Source organism: Proteus sp. G3927, assembly GCF_963894685.1.
In the GTDB taxonomy this organism is placed as follows: Bacteria; Pseudomonadota; Gammaproteobacteria; order Enterobacterales; family Enterobacteriaceae; genus Proteus; species Proteus mirabilis.
In genome coordinates this window covers 1-25,243 of record NZ_CAWQGX010000032.1, presented here as the reverse complement: position 1 = coordinate 25,243, position 25,243 = coordinate 1, and the positions used below count along the sequence as shown (strand labels likewise).

Genomic DNA, 25,243 nt, shown 5'->3' with positions numbered 1-25,243 from the left:
CTGCGCTAAAAATATAACCGCGGAAGCTATAAATAACATTATATCAAAAAAAATACACAAATTTTTCTTCAGAAAATGACATCAGTTTTTTCCGCATCGCTTGCATTCAACCTGCAAAAAATGCCATTAATGATGAATTAACCATTAATGGCATGATGTTATCAAAAAATCAGGTTGTTATAAAAAACCTTATTCCCACTCGATTATAAACATCATCAAAAAAGCCATTACTAACAATTAGATACTGATGTGTATAGGTTGAATACCATAAAAAAATACCATTTAAATAATCTTTCGGACTTTAATTTAGCTTATGAGAATCGTTTTTCAGCCTACCGCCTTCACTTAAAAGCCTCTCACCCTGTTCTAGGAACTCAATGAGTTCGCTCTGTATACCAACACCTTCGGTTTGCCATTCTTCTTTCGTTCTAACCATGACAAGCCTTTGTGCATCACCTGATAACCTTTCTAAGTTTTGATCGAACGTACCTAGCGCACTTAGATAAAACTCACTCCATTTAGCAAAAGAAAGTATCCACAAGGACACTCGAAGTGCATTGTCCCATCGGCTCCAGCCTGATGTACTGGCGAGTGGCTGTTGAATAATCCACCTTTTCCTTCTCAAAATATCATCTATTATTTTCAGGCTGACCTTTCTTTGCTCAGGGGAACAGGAGGCAAAAAGGTATGATGCAATATTAGTCGTTTGCCCTTCACGGGATCGCTCAAACAAATGAGACTGATTGTTTGAGTACAGTTCCAACATACTTGCCAACTCTTGCATCCATATATCACAGGCATCTTCAGTCAAAACACGCTCACTCTGTAGCAACGGAAACACCACGTCTTGAAATAACCATGGCTCAGCCCATGATAATTGTTTCATATGTCCCCGCATAGAGTCGACCAAAACTCGTAGGTCTTCAGCTATCACAACATCTGGCAATATTTTATGTAGCACTGCTACTAAATTTTTAAAGGTTTCCTTTTTATTCGAATTCATTGCTGCATGGTGAACCATCCACCCTAGTGCTCGTATTCGTTCCTCATAGGAAAAAGCTTCGAGCAACGATAACGTTGATACGTATGCATCTGGTGAGTCTAATTGTCGTTCAAGAGCATTAAGTCCCATCCAGCGAAGTAACCCTTGTTCACTATGAATAAGGTTATCAAGTTGAGTTTTATTGATGCCAAATTCTATCGATAATGAAATTTCGCTAATAATCTGACTTAATAATGATAACCTTAGGGCTTCGGTTTCATTGGGTTCAATTGGTAGAGTTAAGATTTGTGCTTCAGTAATATTCAGCAAATAGTTCGGGGCATACAGCCATAGAAACTTTATGGCAAAATATTCTGACCAAGTAAGAGCGTTATATTTTATCGCATGGCATAGTTGTTCTGTGCGATAAGGACAATGCAATAATATTTCAATTGGCTTATGAAATAATTGTACGTCCAACGTGGTTAATTCCTTGTCCATGTTATTATGTACGCGCTCGAACGAACTATTAAGGTATTGCCTCAAAAACTCGAGAAAACCTTGCTCTAATTCAAGATATCTTAATTTAGTATCTCCTATAGAAGAATTTGCGAGTATTTCCCCTAATATTTCCCATACTGAAATAAAATTCCTAATATTTACCTCTTGCATATTGATGCAGTTTTTCAATCCATCTTTCAATATAAGGGAATTATTTCTAAGTAATCCTAACGCCTTCATCTGAGTTCTTAGCTGGTCACCACTCAGGCCCTTTAGTGAGTTTTCTCCAGACCACAAGCCGAGCACATAGCCAGCATCACACTTTTCTAAAAAGCTTAGAGGTTCGTAACATTCCTGTGTTGAAGATGATACTGTAGAGTCGAAAATAAGCCGCATAACGGAATTCTCGACCTTAGAATCAAACTTCGTAGCCATCGCATCTTTCACCATCGCAGATTTATATTGCTCTACTTGAAGCAGAACATCCGCAGGGATTGGAGTTATCAGCAAAGGATAATTTTCAGCCGCCTTTTGAAACGAATTAGATAAATGAAATCCTGCAATCGGGAGCTCATCTCGCCCCATAATCAAAATGTAACGATCATGCAGTCGCCCTTCTTTTAGTCCATAGATACGAAATTTAATACGATTTAGTAAGTTACGATTATGATTACAGCTTGCTATCAGATTATTGACTCTCCCCGAGGTAAACTGTCCATGTTCATCCGCTTTTAATGGCTTTGGTAGTGATGTAAAGATTATATAATCTGAATTCCTTGCTGCACAAATCAGCATTAGTCCCAATCCAGCGGTCTCGAAGTAAGGATCGAAAATCACGACTTGATTCTGCTGATACTTAGACAGTAGAGATTTAAACCATTCAACGAACTGCAGTCGTCCTTCGCCATCCCCCATACTCCATCTTTGGAAAAACTGCCCTTCCGATTTAGGAGGATGAAATCGTGTGAAAAGAGAAAGAAGTTCATGATTCGGCGGAACCCAAGGGTCTGCCTGCCGCCCACCGACGCGGCTACCAAATCCCAAATTGCTCCGGTTAACCGTAAGAGCAGCCTTTACACGCTCTGACATAGCTGGTCTGGTTGCTTTTTCAAGCCAGTCAAATCTGATGGGACTATCCTCTTGTTTAACCATGTGGCCTAGAACATTAATCTCTCGTACATATCCTACCCGCCACCGACAGCAGAGTACCCCTTCATTAGGGTAATCATTTGAAAAGCCAAAAATCTCCAGCTCTGTATTATCCGTCCTTTCCCATAATTCCTTGCTCACTTGAAACACATATTTATACACTCCGCCCTCTTCACAATTTGCTGAAGCAATTGTCGAGGAGATAATTTGGTCATCGTTTTCAATGCTCAAGTGGAACTGAAATTTGTTAAAAAACGACACTTGTACCGGATCAAATCTAACAGACAAAGCACGCGGTGAATCAATCCATTCTATACTTAACAAATTTTGCTCGAGGTCATTCAATGTAGGAAAGACCAATAACTCGATATCTCCAAATCGTGTTGTATCTACTGCGCCAAAATCTAAACCAGTTTCGGCATTGAGCTGTTCAACTAACGCTATAATTAGGGCTGCACTGTATTCTCCATTCAACAAAAATAATGCGTCCTTACTGAGTTGGGTAATCGAAGCACTAATGGCACCAGCTGCACCATGCGGACTAGAAAGAGATCGGTTGTCATGTGCATCTCGGTTGAGTAGATACGAGGCTGGGCGATAAGTCAGGTTATTAGGTACCAGAGCAGTAGCACCGAACTGTTCCGTTACTTTTCTAGGACATTCAATTCTCAGGAGCTCATTTATTTCTGAGATTGACCGACCTGTACACAATTGTCTTAAAAGTTCTACACAATTGATACTATCTATATATAGGTTAAGACGAGTAAGCTTTGCCTTGAAGTTTCCTAACACAAGATAGTTATCGTTATCGCTGAAGGACCAACAATTGTTTGAATGACTGTATGGGAGTAAGCGACCGTAGACTAAGCGCAATTCAGTCTGCTGTTCAGATTTAATCTGCAAGACCCATAGCTGAAGTGCACAAGCGCGATTTTCGTTAGAAAAAAGGCGTACCAGTCGCCCATCGCCTAATAGATCATCTAGTGTAGTAGCCATTAAATTCTGCGAGTTCCTTATCAAATTGATATTGCACAATATTATGTGTTGTTCTACCAGACCTCTATAACCTTTAACAAACCCAGTAAATGTCAACGAGATTGCCCCCTTGACTAGCTTTTTTGAAGATTACTTACTATCAATTAAGCTAATAACTAGTTCTAATAACCTATCATTCTAATGTTTTTTCAGCAACGACAGCACGTTGCATTGCTTTTTCATCAGGCTTTATTAAAGTATCAGGTAGACCTACTTGTTCCAGAGAGGCAAAAATACTCATCTGTGCACGACGAGAATTTATCCCTAAACGTTCCGCAGACTCGGCATCTCTATTCAGATCATCTGCACCAGATATTTCGTGCCGAAGTGAACGTAATATTTCATTATAAAAATGAGTTGCCCAGTGATATGAATAAGCCTCTCCAAATTGCTTAAAACCATCCTTTGAAAGGGGTACTAATTCAATTATTTTTTCACTTAACTGACTTTCTTTTATAAAATCACTTCTATTGGGTAGGTTCAAAGAAAAAAGTTTCATCATAATAGCCGCATTGAGGATAATACCCTCATATGCATCATATAACTTCAATGATTTATCAGTAAGATATAACCGAGGATACGTTTTATCAAAACAACCAAGTTGTTTAATCTTCTCATCTAAATCAAAAGGTTTTATGAGTAGATTAATAAACTCAGTAATTTTAGGATCCCCTTTATTATCGAGTATTCTCTCAGTATTGAGGATTTTCATATATTCAACAAGCATCGATAGCTGAGAAAGTTCGTGACGTGCACGCAGCAGTATTTCTGCTGCTTCCAATTTTTTAGTTTGAATCATTGAATCACGCTCTCTATGGGCTGATACAAGGAACGTTCTAATTTGCTCTAGCTCTTTCTCATTATTACGAGATTCAGCCTTGAAATTTTCCAACTTTCTATCAAATTTATGTTCAACAGATTTTGCAAAAAAAACACTTAAAGTGTCACGTAAAAAATACCCAATAACACCAACCAAACCAGTAGATATAGCAACACTTAATATCCAACTCCAAAAATCAGAAAACATAAATACTCCTTATTGGTAATGTTCATATTTCTTATAAAAATGCTTAAGCTTTTTTCTTACTATAGAATTTTATCATTAATTTTTAAAAATCCATTCAAAGCTATTCGCTTCTAGTATTGTTGCCACCAGTAACGTATTTTTACATGGGTAATAGAATACCTATCAGAGAATAATTATTTAGTATTATCAAAAAATATAGCCTATCATAAAGCCAATTACCTAGCTCATATATTAAACCTAACTCATTAAAAAATAAATAAAATATAACCAAGTTTAAATTAAAAAAACTTTATAGCCAAAACAAAATATAACTACAATATAATGAACTGTGATATTTTCTTTAATTCAGTGCCAATGTTTACGTATTACTCAAAGACCGCTCATCAGATTTAATTAAGTACCATGCCAAAAAAATTATCAATCTAAAATATGAATTTATGAACTATCACACTCAAAGGCGGCTAATTACCGCCTTTGAATCGACAAATCATAATGTTAACAACACTTCCTGAAGCTTAGCCTGTGCTTCCTGAAAATCCTGTTTTGTTGCATCTCCAGTTTCTGCCTGGTAATAAAGCACCGTAAACATATTGGCGACCGCTTCGGCAACTTGTGAGATCTCGCGTGCAACATCTTGATTTATAAACTCTAAAGCTGCCAATTCACTCGCTACGTGATGAATTGTTCTTTGAACTTCTGTATTATGTGGAGCTGTCATATATCACCTCATAGCCAGGTGCTCTGTGAAAATACAGGTCAGTGCACCATCACTGGCCTGCGTGCTTTGAAAATACTAGCTAGAAAGCCCTTCATCTATTGAAAATGGACTATCTTCCGATTTTCCCTCAAACACATTACTGGCTAGTTAACTACAAAATTGCTCATTTTTAACTTTGATTTCACACTTTTTAAGGAAATTAGCTATTTCTTCTGTTGTATCTACTTTTCTTCAGCAGAAACAATATCAACCGGCTCATAGATAACTTTTGCATTTAAATCTGCATTCTGGTCAAGTAAATCGAATGCGACCAAGAAGCTACTTTGTTTTATGTTCAATGCCTCTTATTTATCTGATTTGTTACGATTAACAAAATTGTTAACCTCATCATTATCAGTAGTTGATTGTCTATGAAAGAATGGAATCACGATTAAACGCTGTTCGTGAGGCATTAAATCAAATAAAGGTGAATTAAAAAGGTATTTTGACAGTAGATTAACCGCATGAATATGAGTATGATTTTAACATTTAAAAAATCAGATAAAGGCAATCCTTATGTGGGTACTTGCATATTATGACACTGCCGTTATAGATGGTGTTCATGTAATTAGAGCATCAGGTGTTATTCAATTCTTCGAATCTAAAGATGATGCCATTAAAGCCCAAGAAATAACAGATATTATCAATGATGACGATGATATACGCACAATGGTGTTTCCAGCAAAAGAATATATAGGTATCTGGCATCCTTTAGAAGGGTATTAATAATTTATTTTATATTTAATCTATATATTTTGCCAAATTCTCCCCCCTGCACTAGCAGGTTTTTTTTATGCCTAAAATTCAGAGGATATAATGAAGCCAATACTTGATATGTGTTGTGGCTCTCGTATGTTTTATTTTGATAAACAAGACGACCGAGTTTTATTTAATGACATTAGAGCTGAAGAATATGTTTTATGTGATGGAAGAATTTTAAATATAATACCTGATGTTATTTCTGATTTTAAAAATATTCCATTACCAGATAATACTTTTTATCAAGTACTATTTGACCCACCTCATTTAATTATAGTTGGTAAAAATAGCTGGATGTTTAAAAACAACATGCCCTTTTCTCCCCTTCATTCGCCCTTTAGGGATCACCCATTGTCTATTTTTAAAGTCTATTTCATCCCATGTAGCGTGAATAAACTCAGATTTTCTAACTAATGTTAACAAGACAAATTTAACAGCCAATTTTAAGGTTGGATAACAACTATAGTTTTCCAGTTCAAGAAATAAGATACCGATTTCTTTCGGTGACATTGCCCTTTCTCGTGCCTGAAAAGTCCCTATCGAAGATGCCTTTATTGCATCTGCTGGGTTACTAATTTCATAACCTCTATCTATGGCATAAGTAAAAACAGAACCAACTATCTCACGCTCTTGCAATACGGTGTTTGGTTGAAATTATTTTTATTTATAAATGACACCGCCACATATACCGTCATTTTTTTCGGTTCTTGTCAACCATTAGCAACCATAGAAAACAAAAAAGCCACCAGTAACATACTGATGGCTTTTGGTTTTTTAACCTTTATCAACTATTGCTGATAAACGTTATTTTATTCCCACTCAATCGTTGCTGGTGGTTTTCCGCTGATATCATAAACCACGCGAGAAATACCATTTACTTCATTGATAATGCGGTTAGAAACACGGCCTAAGAAATCGTAAGGTAGGTGTGCCCAATGTGCGGTCATAAAGTCTACGGTTTCCACAGCACGTAATGAAACTACCCAATCGTATTTACGACCATCGCCCATAACACCCACTGAACGGACAGGTAGGAATACTGTAAATGCTTGGCTGACTTTATTGTATAAATCGGCTTTATGTAGCTCTTCAATAAAGATAGCATCAGCACGACGTAGTAAATCACAATACTCTTTCTTGATTTCACCCAATACGCGCACCCCTAAACCTGGTCCTGGGAATGGATGACGGTATAGCATGTCGTAAGGTAAACCTAACTCAAGTCCGATTTTACGCACTTCATCTTTAAATAGTTCTTTTAATGGCTCCACTAAACCTAACTTCATATCTTCAGGTAAGCCACCTACGTTATGGTGTGATTTGATCACATGCGCTTTACCTGTTGCAGATGCGGCTGATTCAATCACATCAGGATAGATTGTGCCTTGTGCTAGCCATTTGACTTGCGGTAATTTAACCGCTTCTTCATCAAAGATTTCAATGAAGGTATGACCGATAATTTTGCGTTTTTTCTCCGGATCGTTTTCACCTTTTAGCGCAGTTAAGAAACGATCTTCAGCTTCAACATGGATAATATTGAGGTCAAATTTGCCTTTAAACATCGCCATAACTTGTTCGGCTTCGTTAAGGCGTAATAAGCCATTATCAACAAATACACAGGTTAAGCGTTTACCAATGGCACGATTTAATAATAATGCGGTAACAGAAGAGTCTACACCACCCGATAGCGCGAGAATAACGTGATCGTCGCCAATTTGTTGTTTTAAACGAGCAACAGTATCTTCAATAATCGCCGCGGATGTCCATAATGCGTCACAACCACAGATATCTAACACAAAGCGTTTTAAAATGGCTAAACCTTGATGGGTATGGGTAACTTCTGGGTGGAACTGTACACCATAGAAACGCTTCTCTTCATTTGCCATAATCGCAAATGGGCAAGTTTCAGTGCTAGCAATAGTGACAAAATCAGCGGGAATAGCCGTAACTTTATCACCGTGGCTCATCCATACATCTAATAAAGGTTTGCCATCTTCACTTACGGAGTCTTGAATATCACGGAACAGTTCGCAGGTTTCGCGGATCTCAACTTGTGAATAACCAAATTCACGCTCACCTGAGACTTCAACATCACCGCCTAATTGCATAGACATAGTTTGCATGCCATAGCAGATACCTAATACCGGCACTCCCGCATTAAAGACGTATTCCGGAGCGCGTGGGCTATTGTCTTCTGTAGTACTTTCAGGGCCACCAGACAGAATAATACCATTGGGGTTAAATTCACGAATTTGTTCTTCTGTAACATCCCATGCCCAGAGTTCACAATAAACGCCGATTTCGCGAATACGGCGAGCAATAAGCTGTGTATATTGCGAACCGAAATCAAGGATAAGAATGCGATGATTATGGATATTTGCTGTCATTTGTGGTGAATTCCAAAACAAATAAAAAGTCATTAAATTGAAAGGCTTGTTAACATTTTCTGTTTTCAAGCCTTTCTCGAATAATTACATACCTAAACGATAGTTAGGCGATTCTTTCGTGATAGTCACATCATGAACATGGCTTTCCTGAATACCCGCACCACTGATGCGAACAAATTCAGCTTTGGTATTTAATTCTTTGATGGTTGCACAGCCTGTTAAGCCCATACATGAACGTAAGCCACCCATTTGTTGGTGAACGATATTTTTCAGTAAGCCTTTATATGCCACACGACCTTCAATACCTTCTGGTACTAATTTGTCTGCTGCATTATCAGTTTGGAAATAACGATCTGATGAACCTTTAGACATTGCGCCTAAAGAGCCCATACCACGATAAGATTTATAAGAGCGACCTTGGAATAGCTCGATTTCACCCGGAGATTCTTCTGTACCTGCAAACATAGAGCCAACCATCACACATGCTGCTCCAGCGGCTAATGCTTTAGCAATATCACCAGAGAAACGAATACCACCATCAGCAATCACCGGAATATTGCGATCTTTTAGTGCTTCAACAGCATCAGCAATCGCGGTGATTTGTGGAACCCCAACACCTGTTACGATACGAGTGGTACAAATAGAGCCAGGGCCAATACCCACTTTAACAGCACTCACACCTGCATCCGCCAGCGCTAAAGCCCCTTCTGCGGTTGCCACATTACCCCCAATAATAGGTAAGTTTGGATATAAAGCGCGAGTTTCACGAATACGCTGTAATACCCCTTCGGAATGACCATGTGAGGAGTCGATAAGAAGAACATCAACACCAGCTGCCACTAATGCAGCGATACGCTCTTCGTTACCTGCACCAGCGCCAACCGCAGCACCTACACGTAAACGACCATGCTCATCTTTACATGCATTAGGCTTGCGTTCTGCTTTTTTGAAATCTTTAACGGTGATCATGCCTTTTAAGTGGAAATGATCATCGACTACTAAGGCTTTTTCTACGCGCTTCTCATGCATTTTTTGCATAACAACATCACGCGCTTCACCTTCTTTAACGGTAACTAAACGCTCTTTTGGCGTCATTACCGCAGTGACAGGTTGATCTAAATCAGTGACAAAGCGAACATCGCGACCAGTAATAATACCCACTAATTCATTGTCTTTAGTCACTACCGGATAGCCAGCAAAACCATTACGCTCTGTCATTGCTTGGACTTCGCGTAAAGAAGTTTCTGGTGTTACCGTGATAGGATCCGTCACAACACCGCTTTCATGTTTTTTAACACGACGAACTTCTTCAGCTTGGCGTTCGATAGGCATGTTTTTGTGGATAAAACCAATTCCACCTTCTTGAGCTAATGCAATAGCTAAAGATGCTTCAGTCACAGTATCCATTGCAGCAGAAAGCATAGGCACATTTAAGCGAATTGTTTCAGTCAGTTGAGTAGATAAATCAGCAGTATTAGGAAGGACAGTCGAGTGTGCAGGAACTAACAAAACATCATCAAATGTAAGTGCTTCTTTTTTAATTCGTAACATAGCAATATCTCACCAAGGCGGCTTTTAAGAAATGGAAAATATTGCCGCGGCATTATACACACCGTAATCGGTTGCTTCTAGCTTTTTTTGAAAATTTTTATTGATCCTCTGGCTAACTTAGGTAGTATCAGTCAATTAAGTCTTTGTTTTAAAATTTGATCTGGCTCACATGACTCTACCGATAAACAATAATATTTTTACTGTTAGCCGTCTAAATAAGACCGTTCGCCAGTTATTAGAAATGGAAATGGGTCGCATTTGGATCAGTGCTGAAATTTCCAATTTTACTCAACCTGCTTCTGGTCATTGGTATTTCACGTTAAAAGATACCCATGCTCAAATTAGAGCGGCGATGTTTCGCGGTCAAAACACAAAAGTCACTTTTCGCCCTCAACATGGTCAGCAAGTATTAGTACGTGCGACTATCACACTGTACGAACCCCGTGGTGATTACCAACTGATTGTCGAAAGTATGCAACCGGCGGGTGATGGATTATTACAGCAGCAATTTGAGCTTTTAAAACAAAAACTAAGTGCTGAAGGTTTATTTGATGCTCTTCATAAAAAACCACTACCAACACCTGCTAAACAAATTGGGGTGATCACCTCCTCAACTGGCGCAGCCTTACACGATATTTTAAATATTTTACGTCGTCGTGATCCCTCATTACCTATTATTATTTATCCCACAGCCGTTCAAGGTGCGGAAGCACCAATGCAGATAGTCCATGCCATTGAGCTGGCTAACCGTCGTAAAGAATGTGATGTGCTAATTGTCGGCCGAGGTGGCGGCTCATTGGAAGATCTCTGGGCATTTAACGATGAGCGCGTAGCCCGTGCTATTTTTGCTAGTGATATTCCTATTGTCAGTGCCGTGGGTCATGAAACTGATGTGACTATTGCTGATTTTATTGCCGATCTTAGAGCGCCAACCCCTTCTGCCGCTGCTGAGTTAATTAGTCGCAACAAACTCGAGCTATTACGCCAATTGCAGTCACAGCAACAACGTCTTGAAATGGCGATGGATTATTATCTAGCAAAAAAATTACGCGCACTAACACAACTTCATCATCGCTTACAACAACAGCATCCACACTTACGCCTTGCTCGCCAACAAAATGTATTGGCTACAACTAAACAGCGTTTAGTGACCAGTTTTCAGCGCCTCCTACAAACAAAACAGAATCAACATACTCAGCTACAAAAACGCCTTAATTACCAAGAGCCAAGCCCTCAAATACAAGCACTACTGCGCCAACAACAACAGTTAATTTATCGTATGAGAGAAAGTATTTCACAACAGCTTGCTCGTCAACGTGAACAATTTGCAATTAGCTGTTCACGTTTAGAAAGTGTGAGTCCTCTCGCAACCCTTTCTCGCGGTTACAGCATTAGTGAAGTTGCTTCAGGTGACGTACTGAAAAATACGAAACAAGTTAAAAAAGGTGATACGCTAAAAACGCGTGTTGAAGATGGCTGGATCACCAGTGAAGTGATAAATACACAAAAAATACCTGCTAAACGTAAACCAGCCCCCAAGAGCAAGTCATCCATTTAAACCATATACATGGCAACCATAACAACGGCATCTTAATGATGCCGTTTGTGTTACTTGGTAACGATGGATAGCAGAAAACGCTTTCGCCCTGCTTTCAGGGTATATTACCGTTTATATTAAAAACGAATTTCTCCACCAAACAGGAAACTTCTGCCTCTAGCCGTTTGTTTATTTTGTCCCTGTTCATCCATAATTGGCGCTGAATTACTTCTATCAAGTGCATTTGAATAATTTTTATTCATGAGATTATGTACCGCAAATTTTAATGACACATTTTTATTCATTTGATAGTTAGCGTACGCGTTGATCACGGTAGGGATTTTTTCTTGTTCGACCATGGGAATAGTGCCTGTATCAAAATCAAACCCTTCAGCTGAAGCTTTACGACTTTTACCGGTAATTTGAATGATGGTGCCTAATTCGAGAGATCGGTCATCGAATAACCTCACACCAGCATCAATTGTTGCGTAGTATTTGGGAAGTTCTGATGCAGGACTTTGCCCAAAATCCCCCATCGCAAGAGAAGTGGGTTGTGAGGTACGCTCATTGCTATAAGAAAGTGTGGTATAAAATACATCAGCATCATAGTTTACTTGTAGTTCATAGCCTCTCATCGTGACAGGATCAAGGCTATTTGTGTATAAATAGATATTTCCATCGTATTCCATGCCACTGTAGTCATCGTCAGTAAAAGTGCCATCGATTTTACAGCGTTTACCCCCTTTACAAACATTATAAGAATCACTGGAAATATAGTTTTTAACTTTAGTATGATACCAAAGTGCTTTTAAGCGAAAGCTGTCTCCGGCAACAATTAAATCAGGGCGATAACTATTAAAACCTATTTGGAAAGTATCCGCTTTCTCACTTCTTAAAAAGGGGTTCATCGATGCCCCACCTTCATTAGCAAAGAAAATTTCCTGTGGGTTCGGCGCCCTTGTCGTATGGGCATAACTGATAAATGGTTCAAATTCAGGGATAATTTGTGCAGAAAAGAGTGCTCCCGGCTCCCACGCTTTTTCGTGGCGATTAACATTCATCGCACCTTCAGGGAAACACGCTGCTTTGGGATCACAAGCGGGTTTATATCCTTTAATATGATAATCCGTATAGTTTAAATTTAATGCGAGGGTATAAATATCGTATTCAAATTTTATTTGTGAAAAAAGACTGCTGATGTCGTTTTTTCCTTGCGGAGCAAATACATTGTATTCAATCATATTTTGTGATTGCCATGGATCGCTCGAAGGAGCTGTCACTTCTCGATTATAATCAATCGACATCAGTTTAGTGCCTAATGTTAGTGCCATATCCAGCTCATGATAATTAAATCGACTGGTATTTTTAGCGACAAGTGCATTGGAAATATTTTTCGCATGTCCATTGCGTAATGACATTAAAGAGTCACCGGCAAATTTTTGCGAAGCTTGGCTTCTACTCAATAATATTTCACTATCAAAAAGATCGTTTAGCGGGGTATAACGATATTTAGCATAATAATCTTGGCTCTCTATGGTTCTTCGATTAAATTTATTATTATAAAACCGACCACTTAATTCTATTTCATGAGAATCATTAGGTTTAAACGATATTTTTGCTAATTCAGAATGTGGCTTTTGGTTAAAGTCTTTAGTGGTTGCAAACTCATGACTATTAAAACCTGCCCCATTTTTATAAGAAGATTCAATATTATGTCCACTTATGGCAAACATAGCGCCAATATAACCATCATGATTAAGTATCGGCTGTTTTCCTGCGATCGCAACCATACCGTTATAACCTAATCCATTAGTCCCTCGAGCCGCTTTACTTCTTATTCCCCAACGATGATTAGAAAATAAAACATCATCAATACCTATTGTTTTAAAATTAGCACTCCCCGCTAATGCATTAATACTATTTTCACCATCTTGTTGACCACGAGAAATATCAATTTGCACAATAAAGTTAGGATCGATCATGCTATTAAACTGGTTGTATGGTTGTCCACCATGCGCATATTGGCTAGGTGACGTGCTATACATCGTTTGTGTCACCCCATCAATCATCATATTGACTCGACCAAAACCACTTAATCCCCGGATATTAACCCCAACCCCCGGCTGACTGGCATCCATTTGGGTGTAAGTTCCCGGTGTAGATCGTAATGCTTGTTCTACCGAGCTAAGATTATTGATTTCACCAATAGAGCTATAAGCCCCCGGCTTAGCTAACGCTTTTTGCTCTGGTGTTTGTTTTTGTGCCGATGAGACTTTTAAACTACTAAATTGAACTGTTTTTTCCGTTTCAGCCGCAAACACCAGAGAATGAATACCAGAAAATAGAATACAAGAGCCAAGTATGTTCCTTGTTAATTGAGTTTTCATAATAAACCTATTCTTTGTTTTATTTAAATAGGCTCACTTTGCTTTCTATAAGCTAAAAGTTATTTAATTTAATAAATAACGATATTGTTATTATTGTTTTATAAGATAAAAATTAATAGCATTAACCCTGTCTCTCATTAAAGAGAGACAGGTTAATCATTAAAAATTTAAAAGGCTTGATTTAATTACTTGATATTTTGTGTCTTAAAATAAATATCAGGCTGCTCTAACATTAAAATAAAGGCATATTCTCTCGCAGTATCACGTAGACGATTAAAACGACCGGATTTACCTCCATGTCCTGCACTCATATCTGTTTCAAGCAGAAGCAAATTATTATCTGTTTTTAATTCACGTAATTTAGCCACCCATTTTGCCGGCTCCCAATATTGAACTTGAGAATCATGTAAACCTGTAGTGACCAATAAATGAGGATAGGCTTTAGCCTCAACATTATCGTAAGGGCTATAAGATTTTAAACGGAAATAAACGTCTTTATCCGCAGGATCACCCCACTCTTCATATTCACCTGTTGTGAGCGGAATAGAAGCATCCAGCATGGTTGTCAAAACATCGACAAATGGTACCTGAGCCACAACACCACGGTAGAGTTCAGGTGCCATATTAATAACGGCTCCCATAAGTAATCCACCAGCACTACCGCCCATCGCGTAGACATGTTTGGGTGCACCATAACCTTGGTTAATAAGGTATTTTGTGGCATCGATAAAGTCAGTAAAGGAGTTGACTTTATGCTCCATTTTCCCTTGGTTATACCAGCGTTTACCTAATTCACCGCCACCTCTGACATGGACAATGGCATATACAAAACCTCTATCTAATAAACTTAAACGGGCAGAGCTAAACGAGGGGTCGATACTGCTGCCGTAAGAGCCATAACCGTAAATTAAGATTGGATTTTCGCCTTTCTTAAATAAGTCTTTACGATAAACCAGCGATACAGGCACCTCGACACCATCTTGTGCTTTTACCCAAATACGTTCACTTTCATACAAATCATGCTTAAAGCCTTTCACTTCCTGCTGTTTAAGCAATTGTTTTTCTTTGGTTTGCATATTCCATTGATAGGTAGAAGAAGGCGTAGTCATTGAGGTATAACCAAAACGTAACTCTTCGCTATCAGCTTGTGGATTGACACTTAGCCATGCCATATAGACAGGATCATCAAAAATAATATTTGTTGATTGTCCTGTTTTCCAATCAATTTGGCGTAATGACACTAAACCTTGTTTGCGCTCTTCAAGCACTAACCAACGATTAAACAGTTCGAAGCTTTCCAAGTCTACTTCTGGCTGAGGAGCAATTACGGTTTGCCAAGGTGCATCAATAGAGGCCGTTTTATAAAGACCATATAGCTCACTTTCATGATTAGAGCGAATATAAAATTCACCTTTAAAATGATCGATATAATATTCTCGCCCTTCTTGGCGAGGAGAAAAAACCACCATGGGTTTTTCTGGTGCATTGGCATCAATTAAACGATATTCAGAAGTTGTAGAGCTTGCAATAGTGACTAGAATATAATCTTCTGATTTGCTTTTTTCCATCCAGGTATAAAAACGATCATCATTCTCTTCAAAGATTTTCACGTCTTGTTTTCTATCACTACCGTATTGATGGCGATAAATCTGGTATGGCAATAAAGTTTGCGGATCTTTATCTACATAGAACAGTGTTTGGCTATCATTTGCCCATACTAAATTCGCTGAAATATTGGTTAAAACATTCTCTTGCCATGTTTTGTCTGTCAGATCTTTATAAGCAACTGTATAGTTGCGACGTCCTTCTTTATCTTCAGCAATAGCAATACGTTTGTTATCTGGACTAATGGCTAAATCACCTAATTGATAAAACTCATGTCCTTTAGCTCGTTCATTACCATCAACAAGAATTTCCCATTCTCCATCACTTCCTATTGGTTTACGTTGATAAATAGGAAAGTCTTTACCTTCTTGGTAAATGGTTTGGTAAGTATAGCCATTATAGTCATAAGGCACTGAGGCATCATTTTGTGCCATACGCTCGACCATCTCATTATAGAGCGTATTTTCTAGTGTTTTGCCCGCTGCCATTACTGACTCAGTATAAGCATTTTCAGCCTTAAGATAGTCAATAACTTGTTTATCTTTGCGTGCATCATCCCTAAGCCAATAATAATTATCAGTACGAGAGTCACCATGTTCTGTCATCACATGGGGGATTTTATTCGCTTTCGGTGGCATCATAATAACGTCCTTCTCTGTTTGAGCCATTGTCGGTGTTGCAGTGATCAAGATTGCCATCATGGCACCTGTTAATCCCTGCGTCACCGTTTTTCTTGTCGCGGATAACATGTTTAATTCCTTGTTATGTTAGAATTATAAAGTCAATGTGGAAAATTCAATTGCCATTTCAATTGTTATTTGACCATTAAAAAGCAGTTCTTCTGGGGGCTTTGGTAATGGCTGAGCACGCTTAATAACACTTTGTGCCTCTTTATCTAGTGAGCGCACACCACTGCTATTAATCAATTCGCAGGCTATGACATAACCTTGTCCATCAACAATAAAACGCACTTTAGGTGCTCCCGTACGCCCTTTTCTTTTCGCTTCTTCAGGATAAGCTTTATAACGATTTAAATGACCTTTGGCCTTAGCTTGCCATAATGCCAAGGCATCTGCTTCTTTATTTGCATCACTATCATAATTTGCAGAAACATCGTTAGCCTGTTGTTTCGCAACAGAATGGCTTGTTGAGGGCGCGGATAAACTCGATACATTTTCACTGACAATAGGTGAAGGTTTGGTTGGTGCAATTGAAGGGGCAACCTTAACTGAGGTCTGGTTTTGTAGCACTTTTTTCGGCTTTTCAAGCAAAATATCTGCATTTTCATTAATAATAAGATTGGGTTGTTTCTCCGCAATCTCTTGCTGCTGTTTTTTTTGGCTGGCGACAGCCATTTGCTGATCAACACCGACAATCTGTTTTTCTTTATTCACCGCTTGGACGTTTTCACTTAAGCTAAGCATAACAGCCGGTGCAGGTTGATGGATTATCACCGGGCGTTGTTGCGTGATATAGAAATAACTAATGACTAAAGTAAAATGAAATACTATTGATAAAATAAAGCCTGAATATCGACAAGGCTGTAATTGCGCCATTTGGTTAACGGAAGAAGAGATCAACATATGCGTATTATCAATAATCAAGGATGGGCTGCAGGAGTTATCCACAAATAATCGGCATGTTCAAAGGTAATATCGCTACCTTCTTCTGCCATAATAAGTACCGTGACTGTTTCATTAGGGGCTAAATCTTTAATATGTAAAGGTACACCCATTAATTTAGTGGCATGAAATGAGCCGGCAATCAACAGTGCGGGCATAGGGGCATTTAATAAACTTTTTGCCATTGCACGATCACGCAGTTGTTGGATCACGGTCATTTTTTCAATTTGTGTTTTATCAAGTGCACCACCATGAGAAAGCTCAATAGTTTTACTAATAAGCTGACGAACAGCAGGTTGCGTTGAATATTCACCTTCAATATTAGGTGGGTTTTTATATGCATTTGTAATATCACTGCGATCGATATTAGCCGCTAACAATGGATAATCTGCTTGTAGCCCTTCTTTAATCAGATTGCCATACCCTTTCCAAGACCAGCCTTTATTCCAATTGAGTACAGACATTAAACGTTCATCACGTAAATATTGTGAGCTAGAGTAACGTTTTTTCGTATTATCAACTAAGTTTTGCTGATCTGGCGTCAACATCTCTAATAAAACCGCACCTTGAGGACGTTTATTGGGAAGTTGTGTCATTAACCAATACTCAATCTCATGGTGATATTGATTGTCATGTTTTTCGCCAACAATCACCCGCGATTGGCTGGCTAATTGAGTTAATAGCGCATTAGCTGTGATTGTCTTTCCTGTACGCGTATCAATAATATTGGCTGATGTAATAATAGCGGGAGTTGTACTAGGTACGGTGTTTTTTTCTACTGTACTACATGCGCAGACAGTAATAAGTGAAACTAATAACAAGAACCATTTAGATATTGAAAAAAACATATTAACCTTATAGTTATATTTACTTATTTTTAATATAAGCTTAGATTAATATTAATAAGAATAATTATCAATATCATTGTTATAATTATTTGTATTTAATGTTGACGGATTGATACCGTAAAATAAAAACGCCTTTTATTAAAAAAGGCGCTTTGCTTAAAGTGGTTATTTTAATCAGTTTAGCGATTAGCGTTGAGATTGTGTTTGTGCTTCAACCACAGCTAATGCCACCATATTAACAATGCGACGAACAGATGCAATTGGCGTTAAAATATGGGCAGGCTTAGCAACTCCCATTAACACTGGACCTACCGTTACCCCATCGGAGCTAGTGACACGTAATAAGTTATAGCTAATGCGCGCCGCTTCCATTGTTGGCATCACTAACAGATTAGCTGAACCTTTTAGTGGGCTGTCTGGCATAATATCGCGACGAATTGACTCAACTAAAGCAGCATCAGCATGCATTTCACCATCAATTTCTAATTCTGGTGCGCGTTGTTTAATAAGCTCTAACGCTTTTCTTAATTTTATGGATGATGGGCTGTCAAAAGAGCCAAAACTTGAGCGGGATACTAATGCTGCTTTTGGCTCAATACCAAAGCGACGAATAGTATCTGCCGCCATTATAGTGATGTCAGCAAGTTGCTCAGCGGTAGGATCTTCATTTACATAGGTATCAGTAATAAAGGTGTTACCACTAGGCAGTAATAGTGCATTCATCGCCCCTGCAGTATTAGATCCTTCACGTAAACCAAAAACATTTTTATATATTTCAAAATGTTCCGAATAACTTCCCACGGTTCCACAGATCAAGCCGTCTGCTTCCCCTCTACGTACCATAATTGCGCCAATCAGTGTTGGATTACCAATAACGGCTCGACGAGCTTGTTCTTGCGAAACACCACGACGTTTCATTATTTGATAATATTCTTGCCAATATTCTTTAAAACGCGGATCGTTTTCATTGTTTACAACTTCAAAATCTCTACCCGCTTGAATATGTAAGCCTAATTTCTGAATACGCATTTCAATCACACTAGGACGACCAATTAGGATCGGCTCAGCAAGTCCTAAAGTGACTAATTCTTGAGTCGCATGCAGAACGCGGTTATCTTCCCCTTCCGCCAATACAATGCGTTTTTTCTCTTTTTTCGCTTGAGCAAAGATAGGTTTCATAAATAAATTCGTTTTATAAACGAATTCATTGAGGTGTTCGATATAAGCGGCGAAATCTTCAATTGGACGGGTTGCCACACCTGAATCCATTGCAGCTTTTGCAACGGCAGGCGCAATTTTAACAATTAAACGTGGATCAAAAGGTTTTGGAATAATGTATTCTGGGCCAAATGACAGTTCTTGATCGCCATATGCGCTAGCAACCTCTTCATTTTGTTCTGCCAGTGCCAATTCAGCAATTGCATGTACACAGGCAAGTTTCATCTCTTCATTGATAGCGGTTGCCCCCACATCCAGCGCACCACGGAAAATGAACGGGAAACAGAGAACATTATTGACCTGATTAGGAAAATCAGAGCGTCCGGTACAAATAATCGCATCTGATCGTACCGCTTTGACTAACGGTGGTAAAATTTCTGGCTCCGGATTTGCTAGCGCAAGGATCAGCGGGTCCCGTGCCATTTTTTTCACCATCTCTTGGGTCAGTACCCCCGGCCCTGAGCACCCTAAGAAAATATCGGCATCGTTGATCACATCATCAAGTGTGCGGCTGCCGTTATCTTTAATCGCATAAGCCGCTTTAGTTTCTGCCATATTGGCTTCACGGCCTTGATAAATAACCCCTTTTGAGTCACAAACAACAATATTTTCACGCTTTAACCCTAAAGCGACAAGAAGGTTCATACACGCGATAGAAGCAGCACCGGCACCTGAAACCACTAAGCGAACTTTATCAATATTTTTACGAACAATACGTAACCCGTTGATAATAGCGGCCGTAGAAATAATTGCCGTACCATGCTGATCATCATGAAAGACAGGAATATTCATTCTCTCACGCAGTTTTTGTTCAATATAGAAGCATTCCGGTGCTTTAATATCTTCTAAATTGATCCCACCAAAAGTCGGTTCCAATGAAGCGATAATATCCACCAATTTATCAGGATCGGTTTCATTCACTTCAATATCAAATACATCAATGCCGGAGAATTTTTTAAATAATACGCCTTTACCTTCCATCACAGGTTTACCTGCTAAGGCGCCAATATTACCGAGTCCTAAAACAGCCGTACCATTAGAGATAACGGCAACCAAGTTACCTTTCGCTGTAAAGCGATACGCAGCTAAAGGATTAGCCGCAATTTCAAGGCAAGGAGCCGCAACACCCGGTGAATAAGCTAATGCTAAGTCACGTTGTGTTATTAGTGGTTTAGTTGGTGTCACTGTGATTTTGCCAGGATTAGGGAATTCATGAAAATCCAATGCACTTTGTTGTAGTTTGTCTTCCATCTTCATATCCTTTGTATCAATAGGGTAAGGGCTTGGTTAGTATAATGGTAATAGCTCGTTAAATCATGATGGTATCGACACTTTTTTCAAATTAGTTCATCTCATTTATTATAAACTGCTCATACCTATTTCTGGGTATATTATTAACCCAGTTTAATTTCATTATGGAAATAAACACGAACAGAAAAAATACAATCTTTGTTTATTATTTATCTATAACTAAATTAACTCTTAAAATAATTAAACTTTTTATATTGTTTTATAAATCAATAACTATTTTTACTTGTAGTTGCATTTTAATATAGTTAAAAATTAACTTAATACATTGTAATAAAAGGATTTATCTATCATTAGAACTTTTATTAGTCGTTTTGGTTATTTTCTTTTTTACCCGTAACAATAATTGGTGTAATATTGCCAACCGTCAATTTTATTTTCTTATTGTTTTAATAAGATATCTGATTCTAATTTTTATTCCTTATTTGGAATTTATTTTTTATTTTCTGCTGTTGAAAAGATTACGCATATTATTTTTTAGGGAGAGGGGTTATGCCTAGCTACTCAATTATGATAGTGGATGATCACCCTATCATGAGATATGGATTACGGCTATTGTTAGAGCAAGACAAGGAATTTATTGTAGTAAGCGAAAGTGGCAATGCTCAAGAAGCAATCACCACAGCAAAACAGTTAAATCCTGATCTTATTATGATGGATTTACACCTTCAAGGACGCTCTGGTATTGATATTATTCGTTCTCTGCGTCGCTGTGGTTTAACATCTTATGTATTGGTTTTATCAATTTCAGATTCTCGCAATGATGTGTATGCTGCATTAGATGCTGGTGCTAACGGTTATTTATTGAAAGAGTGTGAACTTGATATGTTGCTACTCAGTTTACGTAAAGCGGTGGTTGGGCGCCCCGTTTACAGTGAAAAAGTTTGGCAATATATCCAATTAAGACAAAACTATTCTGATCCGCTATCTGCGTTAACAAAAAGAGAACTTGATGTCCTTCAAGAAGTGGCGGTGGGAATGAAAAATAAACAGATTGCCGAAAATCTGTTTATCTCAGAAGAAACCGTCAAAGTACATATTCGTAATATCTTAAAGAAACTACAAGTGACATCACGTTTAGCGGCGAGCCTTATCTTAATTAAGCATCAGCACTAAACGAATTTACCCCGACATTAAGTCGGGGTAATTAAGTTCTTAAGGAAGCCATTTTCTCACTTTAGAAAATCACTCAATAGGGACAGGATAACTTAATACTTTGAAGTGATTATCGGGTAACTTTTCAATTTTTAACTGATAAAGCTCTCGGTTGATACCGTTAATCACTATATCCAGTTCACTAAATGCTGACTGTACATCACTATTTCTAGCCCAAGCAGGAATATCTTTGACTCCATAATAAAAATAGATAGTACTTTTATCTGAATCGATAGGTTGTATCTCTTTTATTTGGCTAATAAAAAGGTGTCCATAACAAAAATCTTGATATGGTTGCCAAGCTTTTCGTCCTTTCTCGCTTAGAGAGAACACCCACTCGTCACCATCGACAGTTTGTTCAATTAAACCAGCATCCATTAATGCATTCATTCGCTCTAAAACCCATGGAGCATCATTTTCATTACTGTAAACGGGCCATTTCCCTTCGCCTAAACACAATAAATAATCACTGTTAAAAAATGCCTGTAGGGCTGTTTTATACTCATCAACCTTTTTGCTGTCTTCATCTTCATTAGCCCAGCTAAAAGTAGAGAGTAAAAGCAATATAAGACTCAGTGAAATACTTTTCATATTTTCTTTTACCAACGGAAATCTTTATTTCTATTACTCTACGTTACACAATTCGTTACACTTAGGTGACAGGTTAATATCCAATATATTTTATAATGTAAATAGGATTTTTCACTACAACAAAACCTGCTACTTTGGATCTGTATAACACTTATACGTATTGATACCAATATTACGTATTGTCATATAAGGAAAATATCATGTCTACTACTAACCTGACATACACGATGTACGGCATAAAAAATTGCGATACAATCAAAAAAGCACGTAAATGGCTAGATGATAATCATATTCCTTATGTTTTTCATGATTACCGTAAAGACGGTTTGAAGGAAGCATTATTACTCACCTTTACAGAAAATTTAGATTGGCAGACATTGGTGAACAAAAGAGGAACAACTTGGCGTCAATTATCTGATGAAGAAAAAAATGCTATCACTGATGTGAATGCAGCCATTGCACTTATGCTTGATAAACCTGCCATTATTAAACGTCCAATTTTAGTCTCTTCTGATAATCGTTTTATGGTAGGTTTTAATGCTAATGATTACCTGACTTTTACAGGAGCCTAATTTTTATGTCCTGCCCTGTTATTGAACTTGCACAACAACTTATTTCTCGACCTTCCGTAAGCCCAGATGACCAAGGTTGTCAGCAACTGATCATCGACAGATTAGCACCTTTGGGCTTTACCATTGAAAAAATGCCTTTTGGTCAGACCGAAAATCTTTGGGCATGTCGTGGTGGTGAGGGAGAAACCCTCGCATTTGCAGGACATACCGATGTTGTGCCTCCCGGCGCTAATGCATTATGGGATAACCCGCCTTTTGAGCCGTCTATTCGTGATGGAATGTTATATGGCCGAGGTGCCGCCGATATGAAAGGCTCTCTCGCAGCCATGGTTGTCGCGGCTGAACGATTTGTGCATGCTTATCCGCAACATCGTGGACGTCTTGCTTTTTTAATTACCTCCGATGAAGAAGCCGATGCGCATGATGGTACCGTTAAAGTGGTCGAGTCATTAATATCTCGAGGAGAGCGACTTGATTATTGCTTAGTGGGTGAACCATCAAGTCAGCATCAACTCGGCGATATGATAAAAAATGGCCGACGGGGTTCAATAACAGCAAATGTCACTATTTATGGTACGCAGGGCCACGTTGCTTACCCTCACCTTGCACAAAACCCTATTCATATGGCGTCACCTTTTATTCACGAGTTAGTGAATACGGTATGGGATAATGGCAATGAGTATTTTCCCGCCACTACCATGCAAATTGCCAATATTAATAGTGGAACTGGCAGTAATAATGTGATCCCAGGTGAGTTATTTATACAGTTTAACTTTCGTTTTAGCACCGCTATTACAGATGAAGAAATTCGTCAACGTACTGAAGCATTACTACAAAAATATCAGTTGCGTTATCACATTTCTTGGTCTTTATCTGGGCAACCTTTTATCACTGGTGAAGGAAAATTACTGGATGCGGTACGTTATTCAGTAAAACACTACACCAATATAGAGCCAACGCTTTCAACTAGCGGAGGCACCTCCGATGGACGATTTATCGCCCAAATGGGTGCACAAGTTGTTGAATTAGGGCCTATTAATGCCACCATTCATAAAGTAAATGAGTGTGTCAGTGCTGCTGATTTACAACAACTTAGTCGCATCTATCAGCGGATCATGGAGCAGATTATTTTATGATAACCCCTTTAATGTTAACGGGTCGTTCTACGGATCATTTAGTGACTTTATCAGAGCGACATCATTTACAGTTTAATGCGACAAAAGCCTTTTTAGCGTTACAACAACAAGCGGCCAAAGCGGGATTTAAATTAATGCCTGCCAGTTCATTTAGAAGTTTTGAACGTCAGTTAGCGATATGGAATGGCAAATTTGAAGGCACTCGCCCTGTATTAGATGCTGAAAGTCAACCTATTGATATTCAGACATTATCAGAAGGCCAACGCTGCGAGGCGATTTTAAAATGGTCTGCATTACCCGGAGCAAGTCGCCATCATTGGGGAACCGAAATTGATTTTTACGATCCTTTCCGTTTACCTAATGGGCAATCATTGCAATTAGAACCTTGGGAGTATGAACAAGGGGGCTATTTTGCACAACTTAATGACTGGCTGACTGAAAATATGTCAGCTTACGATTTTTATCGCCCTTTTACCGATAAAGAGAGTTATATTGCCTATGAGCCTTGGCATATCAGTTATTTACCTCTCTCTTATGAAGCTTCGCAGGCCTATACTATCGATATCCTTCGCGCTGTTTTAGAAGAAGAGCCGATTTTAGGTAAACAATGGCTATTAGATAACTTAGAAATGGTTTATCAGCGCTATATTGTGCTACCAGAATAATTAGATTTTATCCAAAGCACCGTAAAACCCCGTCCTTCAGGTCGGGGATATAAGGCGCGGTTTTTTAACTAACTAGGTGTTTCCTGTTGCTCAATGTACTGGTGGATAATGGATATTGGTGCGCCACCACAACTCCCCGCGAAATAACTTGGCGACCAAAGAACCCCCTTGTAGTAATCACGTTGGGCAATATCAGGACGATCACGTCGAAGTAATCGACTCGATACCCCTTTAAGGCTGTTAACCAGATTAGATATCGCCAGTTTTGGCGGGTAATTAATCAGTAAATGAACGTGATCCCGTTCCCCATCCATTTCAACCAGTTCAACATCAAAATCAGCACAAACACTGGCAAAGTAGCCTCGCAATTTTTCAATTGCATCCTGAACAAATATTTTTCGCCTGTATTTTGTGACAAAGACCAAATGGACGTGCATCAGGAATACACAAT

The 25,243-nt window shown here is 38.6% G+C and carries 19 protein-coding genes and 1 pseudogene; 7 read left to right on the top strand and 13 right to left on the bottom strand.

The genetic code is table 11. From position 1 onward, the window contains the following. Positions 1-301: 301 nt before the first annotated feature. The 3 genes from AACV00_RS14965 to AACV00_RS14955 all read right to left on the bottom strand — a co-directional run bounded on the left by AACV00_RS14965 (position 302) and on the right by AACV00_RS14955 (position 5,412). On the bottom strand, positions 302-3,628 hold the full coding sequence (locus AACV00_RS14965) for a VPA1262 family protein (protein ID WP_161680355.1): 3,327 nt from the start codon (positions 3,626-3,628) through the stop codon (positions 302-304). Positions 3,629-3,800: 172 nt separating this feature from the next. Beyond that, on the bottom strand, positions 3,801-4,694 hold the full coding sequence (locus tag AACV00_RS14960; RefSeq protein WP_161668632.1) for a hypothetical protein: 894 nt from the start codon (positions 4,692-4,694) through the stop codon (positions 3,801-3,803). Positions 4,695-5,181: 487 nt separating this feature from the next. Then, the gene (locus AACV00_RS14955; RefSeq protein ID WP_161668631.1) at positions 5,182-5,412 is read right to left on the bottom strand and encodes a type I toxin-antitoxin system ptaRNA1 family toxin; all 231 of its coding nucleotides are present in this window, start codon (positions 5,410-5,412) and stop codon (positions 5,182-5,184) included. Between the two features lie 555 nt (positions 5,413-5,967). Between AACV00_RS14955 and AACV00_RS14950 the strand changes: the two genes are divergently transcribed. Continuing rightward, a complete protein-coding gene (locus AACV00_RS14950) occupies positions 5,968-6,177 on the top strand; it encodes a hypothetical protein (protein ID WP_074561461.1) in 210 nt (69 codons plus the stop codon). Positions 6,178-6,267: 90 nt separating this feature from the next. Continuing rightward, positions 6,268-6,513: pseudogene (locus AACV00_RS14945) on the top strand (SAM-dependent methyltransferase); the annotation flags it as partial. Here AACV00_RS14945 and AACV00_RS14940 read toward each other — a convergent pair. The 3 genes from AACV00_RS14940 to guaB form a co-directional block, all read right to left on the bottom strand. Beyond that, a complete protein-coding gene (locus AACV00_RS14940; protein ID WP_227201604.1) occupies positions 6,478-6,720 on the bottom strand; it encodes a tyrosine-type recombinase/integrase in 243 nt (80 codons plus the stop codon). The pseudogene AACV00_RS14945 and the gene AACV00_RS14940 overlap by 36 nt on opposite strands. A gap of 299 nt (positions 6,721-7,019) precedes the next feature. Continuing rightward, the gene (guaA, locus tag AACV00_RS14935) at positions 7,020-8,597 is read right to left on the bottom strand and encodes a glutamine-hydrolyzing GMP synthase (protein ID WP_004250844.1); all 1,578 of its coding nucleotides are present in this window, start codon (positions 8,595-8,597) and stop codon (positions 7,020-7,022) included. A gap of 84 nt (positions 8,598-8,681) precedes the next feature. Beyond that, positions 8,682-10,148, bottom strand: a complete 1,467-nt coding sequence (gene guaB, locus AACV00_RS14930; protein ID WP_004243391.1) for an IMP dehydrogenase — start codon at positions 10,146-10,148, stop codon at positions 8,682-8,684. 169 nt (positions 10,149-10,317) lie between these two features. Here guaB and xseA point away from each other — a divergent pair, with 169 nt between their 5' ends. Beyond that, positions 10,318-11,706, top strand: a complete 1,389-nt coding sequence (gene xseA / locus AACV00_RS14925) for an exodeoxyribonuclease VII large subunit (RefSeq protein WP_004243392.1) — start codon at positions 10,318-10,320, stop codon at positions 11,704-11,706. Between the two features lie 116 nt (positions 11,707-11,822). On the opposite strand, the gene AACV00_RS14920 is transcribed toward xseA, so the two are convergent. From AACV00_RS14920 to maeB, 5 genes are all read right to left on the bottom strand, one after another. After that, positions 11,823-14,072: a TonB-dependent receptor domain-containing protein gene (locus AACV00_RS14920; protein WP_071425239.1), complete on the bottom strand. Its 2,250-nt coding sequence runs from the start codon at positions 14,070-14,072 to the stop codon at positions 11,823-11,825. A gap of 185 nt (positions 14,073-14,257) precedes the next feature. Further along, positions 14,258-16,426 carry a S9 family peptidase gene (locus AACV00_RS14915; protein ID WP_080977124.1) on the bottom strand — a complete coding sequence of 723 codons (2,169 nt, stop codon included), beginning with the start codon at positions 16,424-16,426 and terminating at the stop codon, positions 14,258-14,260. Positions 16,427-16,450: 24 nt separating this feature from the next. Next, positions 16,451-17,305 (bottom strand): TonB family protein, encoded by an 855-nt coding sequence (locus AACV00_RS14910; RefSeq protein ID WP_223304308.1) that lies wholly within the window; start codon positions 17,303-17,305, stop codon positions 16,451-16,453. Then, complete coding sequence (locus tag AACV00_RS14905; RefSeq protein ID WP_004243399.1) at positions 17,278-18,147, bottom strand: ChaN family lipoprotein; 870 nt, start codon at positions 18,145-18,147, stop codon at positions 17,278-17,280. The genes AACV00_RS14910 and AACV00_RS14905 overlap by 28 nt, the downstream gene beginning before the upstream one ends. A gap of 186 nt (positions 18,148-18,333) precedes the next feature. Then, on the bottom strand, positions 18,334-20,616 hold the full coding sequence (gene maeB / locus AACV00_RS14900) for an NADP-dependent oxaloacetate-decarboxylating malate dehydrogenase (protein WP_004250839.1): 2,283 nt from the start codon (positions 20,614-20,616) through the stop codon (positions 18,334-18,336). 549 nt (positions 20,617-21,165) lie between these two features. Here maeB and AACV00_RS14895 point away from each other — a divergent pair. After that, complete coding sequence (locus tag AACV00_RS14895) at positions 21,166-21,789, top strand: response regulator (RefSeq protein WP_004248273.1); 624 nt, start codon at positions 21,166-21,168, stop codon at positions 21,787-21,789. Positions 21,790-21,858: 69 nt separating this feature from the next. Here the strand turns inward: AACV00_RS14895 and AACV00_RS14890 are convergent, their stop codons facing one another. Beyond that, positions 21,859-22,419 (bottom strand): hypothetical protein, encoded by a 561-nt coding sequence (locus AACV00_RS14890; protein WP_004248274.1) that lies wholly within the window; start codon positions 22,417-22,419, stop codon positions 21,859-21,861. 200 nt (positions 22,420-22,619) lie between these two features. Between AACV00_RS14890 and AACV00_RS14885 the strand changes: the two genes are divergently transcribed. Genes AACV00_RS14885 through AACV00_RS14875 form a run of 3 tightly spaced genes read left to right on the top strand, consistent with a single transcriptional unit; the run spans position 22,620 to position 24,792 of the window. Continuing rightward, positions 22,620-22,991, top strand: a complete 372-nt coding sequence (locus AACV00_RS14885) for an ArsC family reductase (protein ID WP_004248275.1) — start codon at positions 22,620-22,622, stop codon at positions 22,989-22,991. Positions 22,992-22,996: 5 nt separating this feature from the next. Further along, a complete protein-coding gene (gene dapE, locus AACV00_RS14880; RefSeq protein ID WP_004248276.1) occupies positions 22,997-24,127 on the top strand; it encodes a succinyl-diaminopimelate desuccinylase in 1,131 nt (376 codons plus the stop codon). After that, positions 24,124-24,792 (top strand): M15 family metallopeptidase, encoded by a 669-nt coding sequence (locus tag AACV00_RS14875; protein ID WP_004248277.1) that lies wholly within the window; start codon positions 24,124-24,126, stop codon positions 24,790-24,792. The genes dapE and AACV00_RS14875 overlap by 4 nt, the downstream gene beginning before the upstream one ends. Before the next feature lie 68 nt (positions 24,793-24,860). Here the strand turns inward: AACV00_RS14875 and tnpA are convergent. Further along, the coding region (tnpA, locus tag AACV00_RS14870; RefSeq protein WP_237584936.1) for an IS200/IS605 family transposase at positions 24,861-25,243 on the bottom strand (383 nt) is incomplete at its 5' end.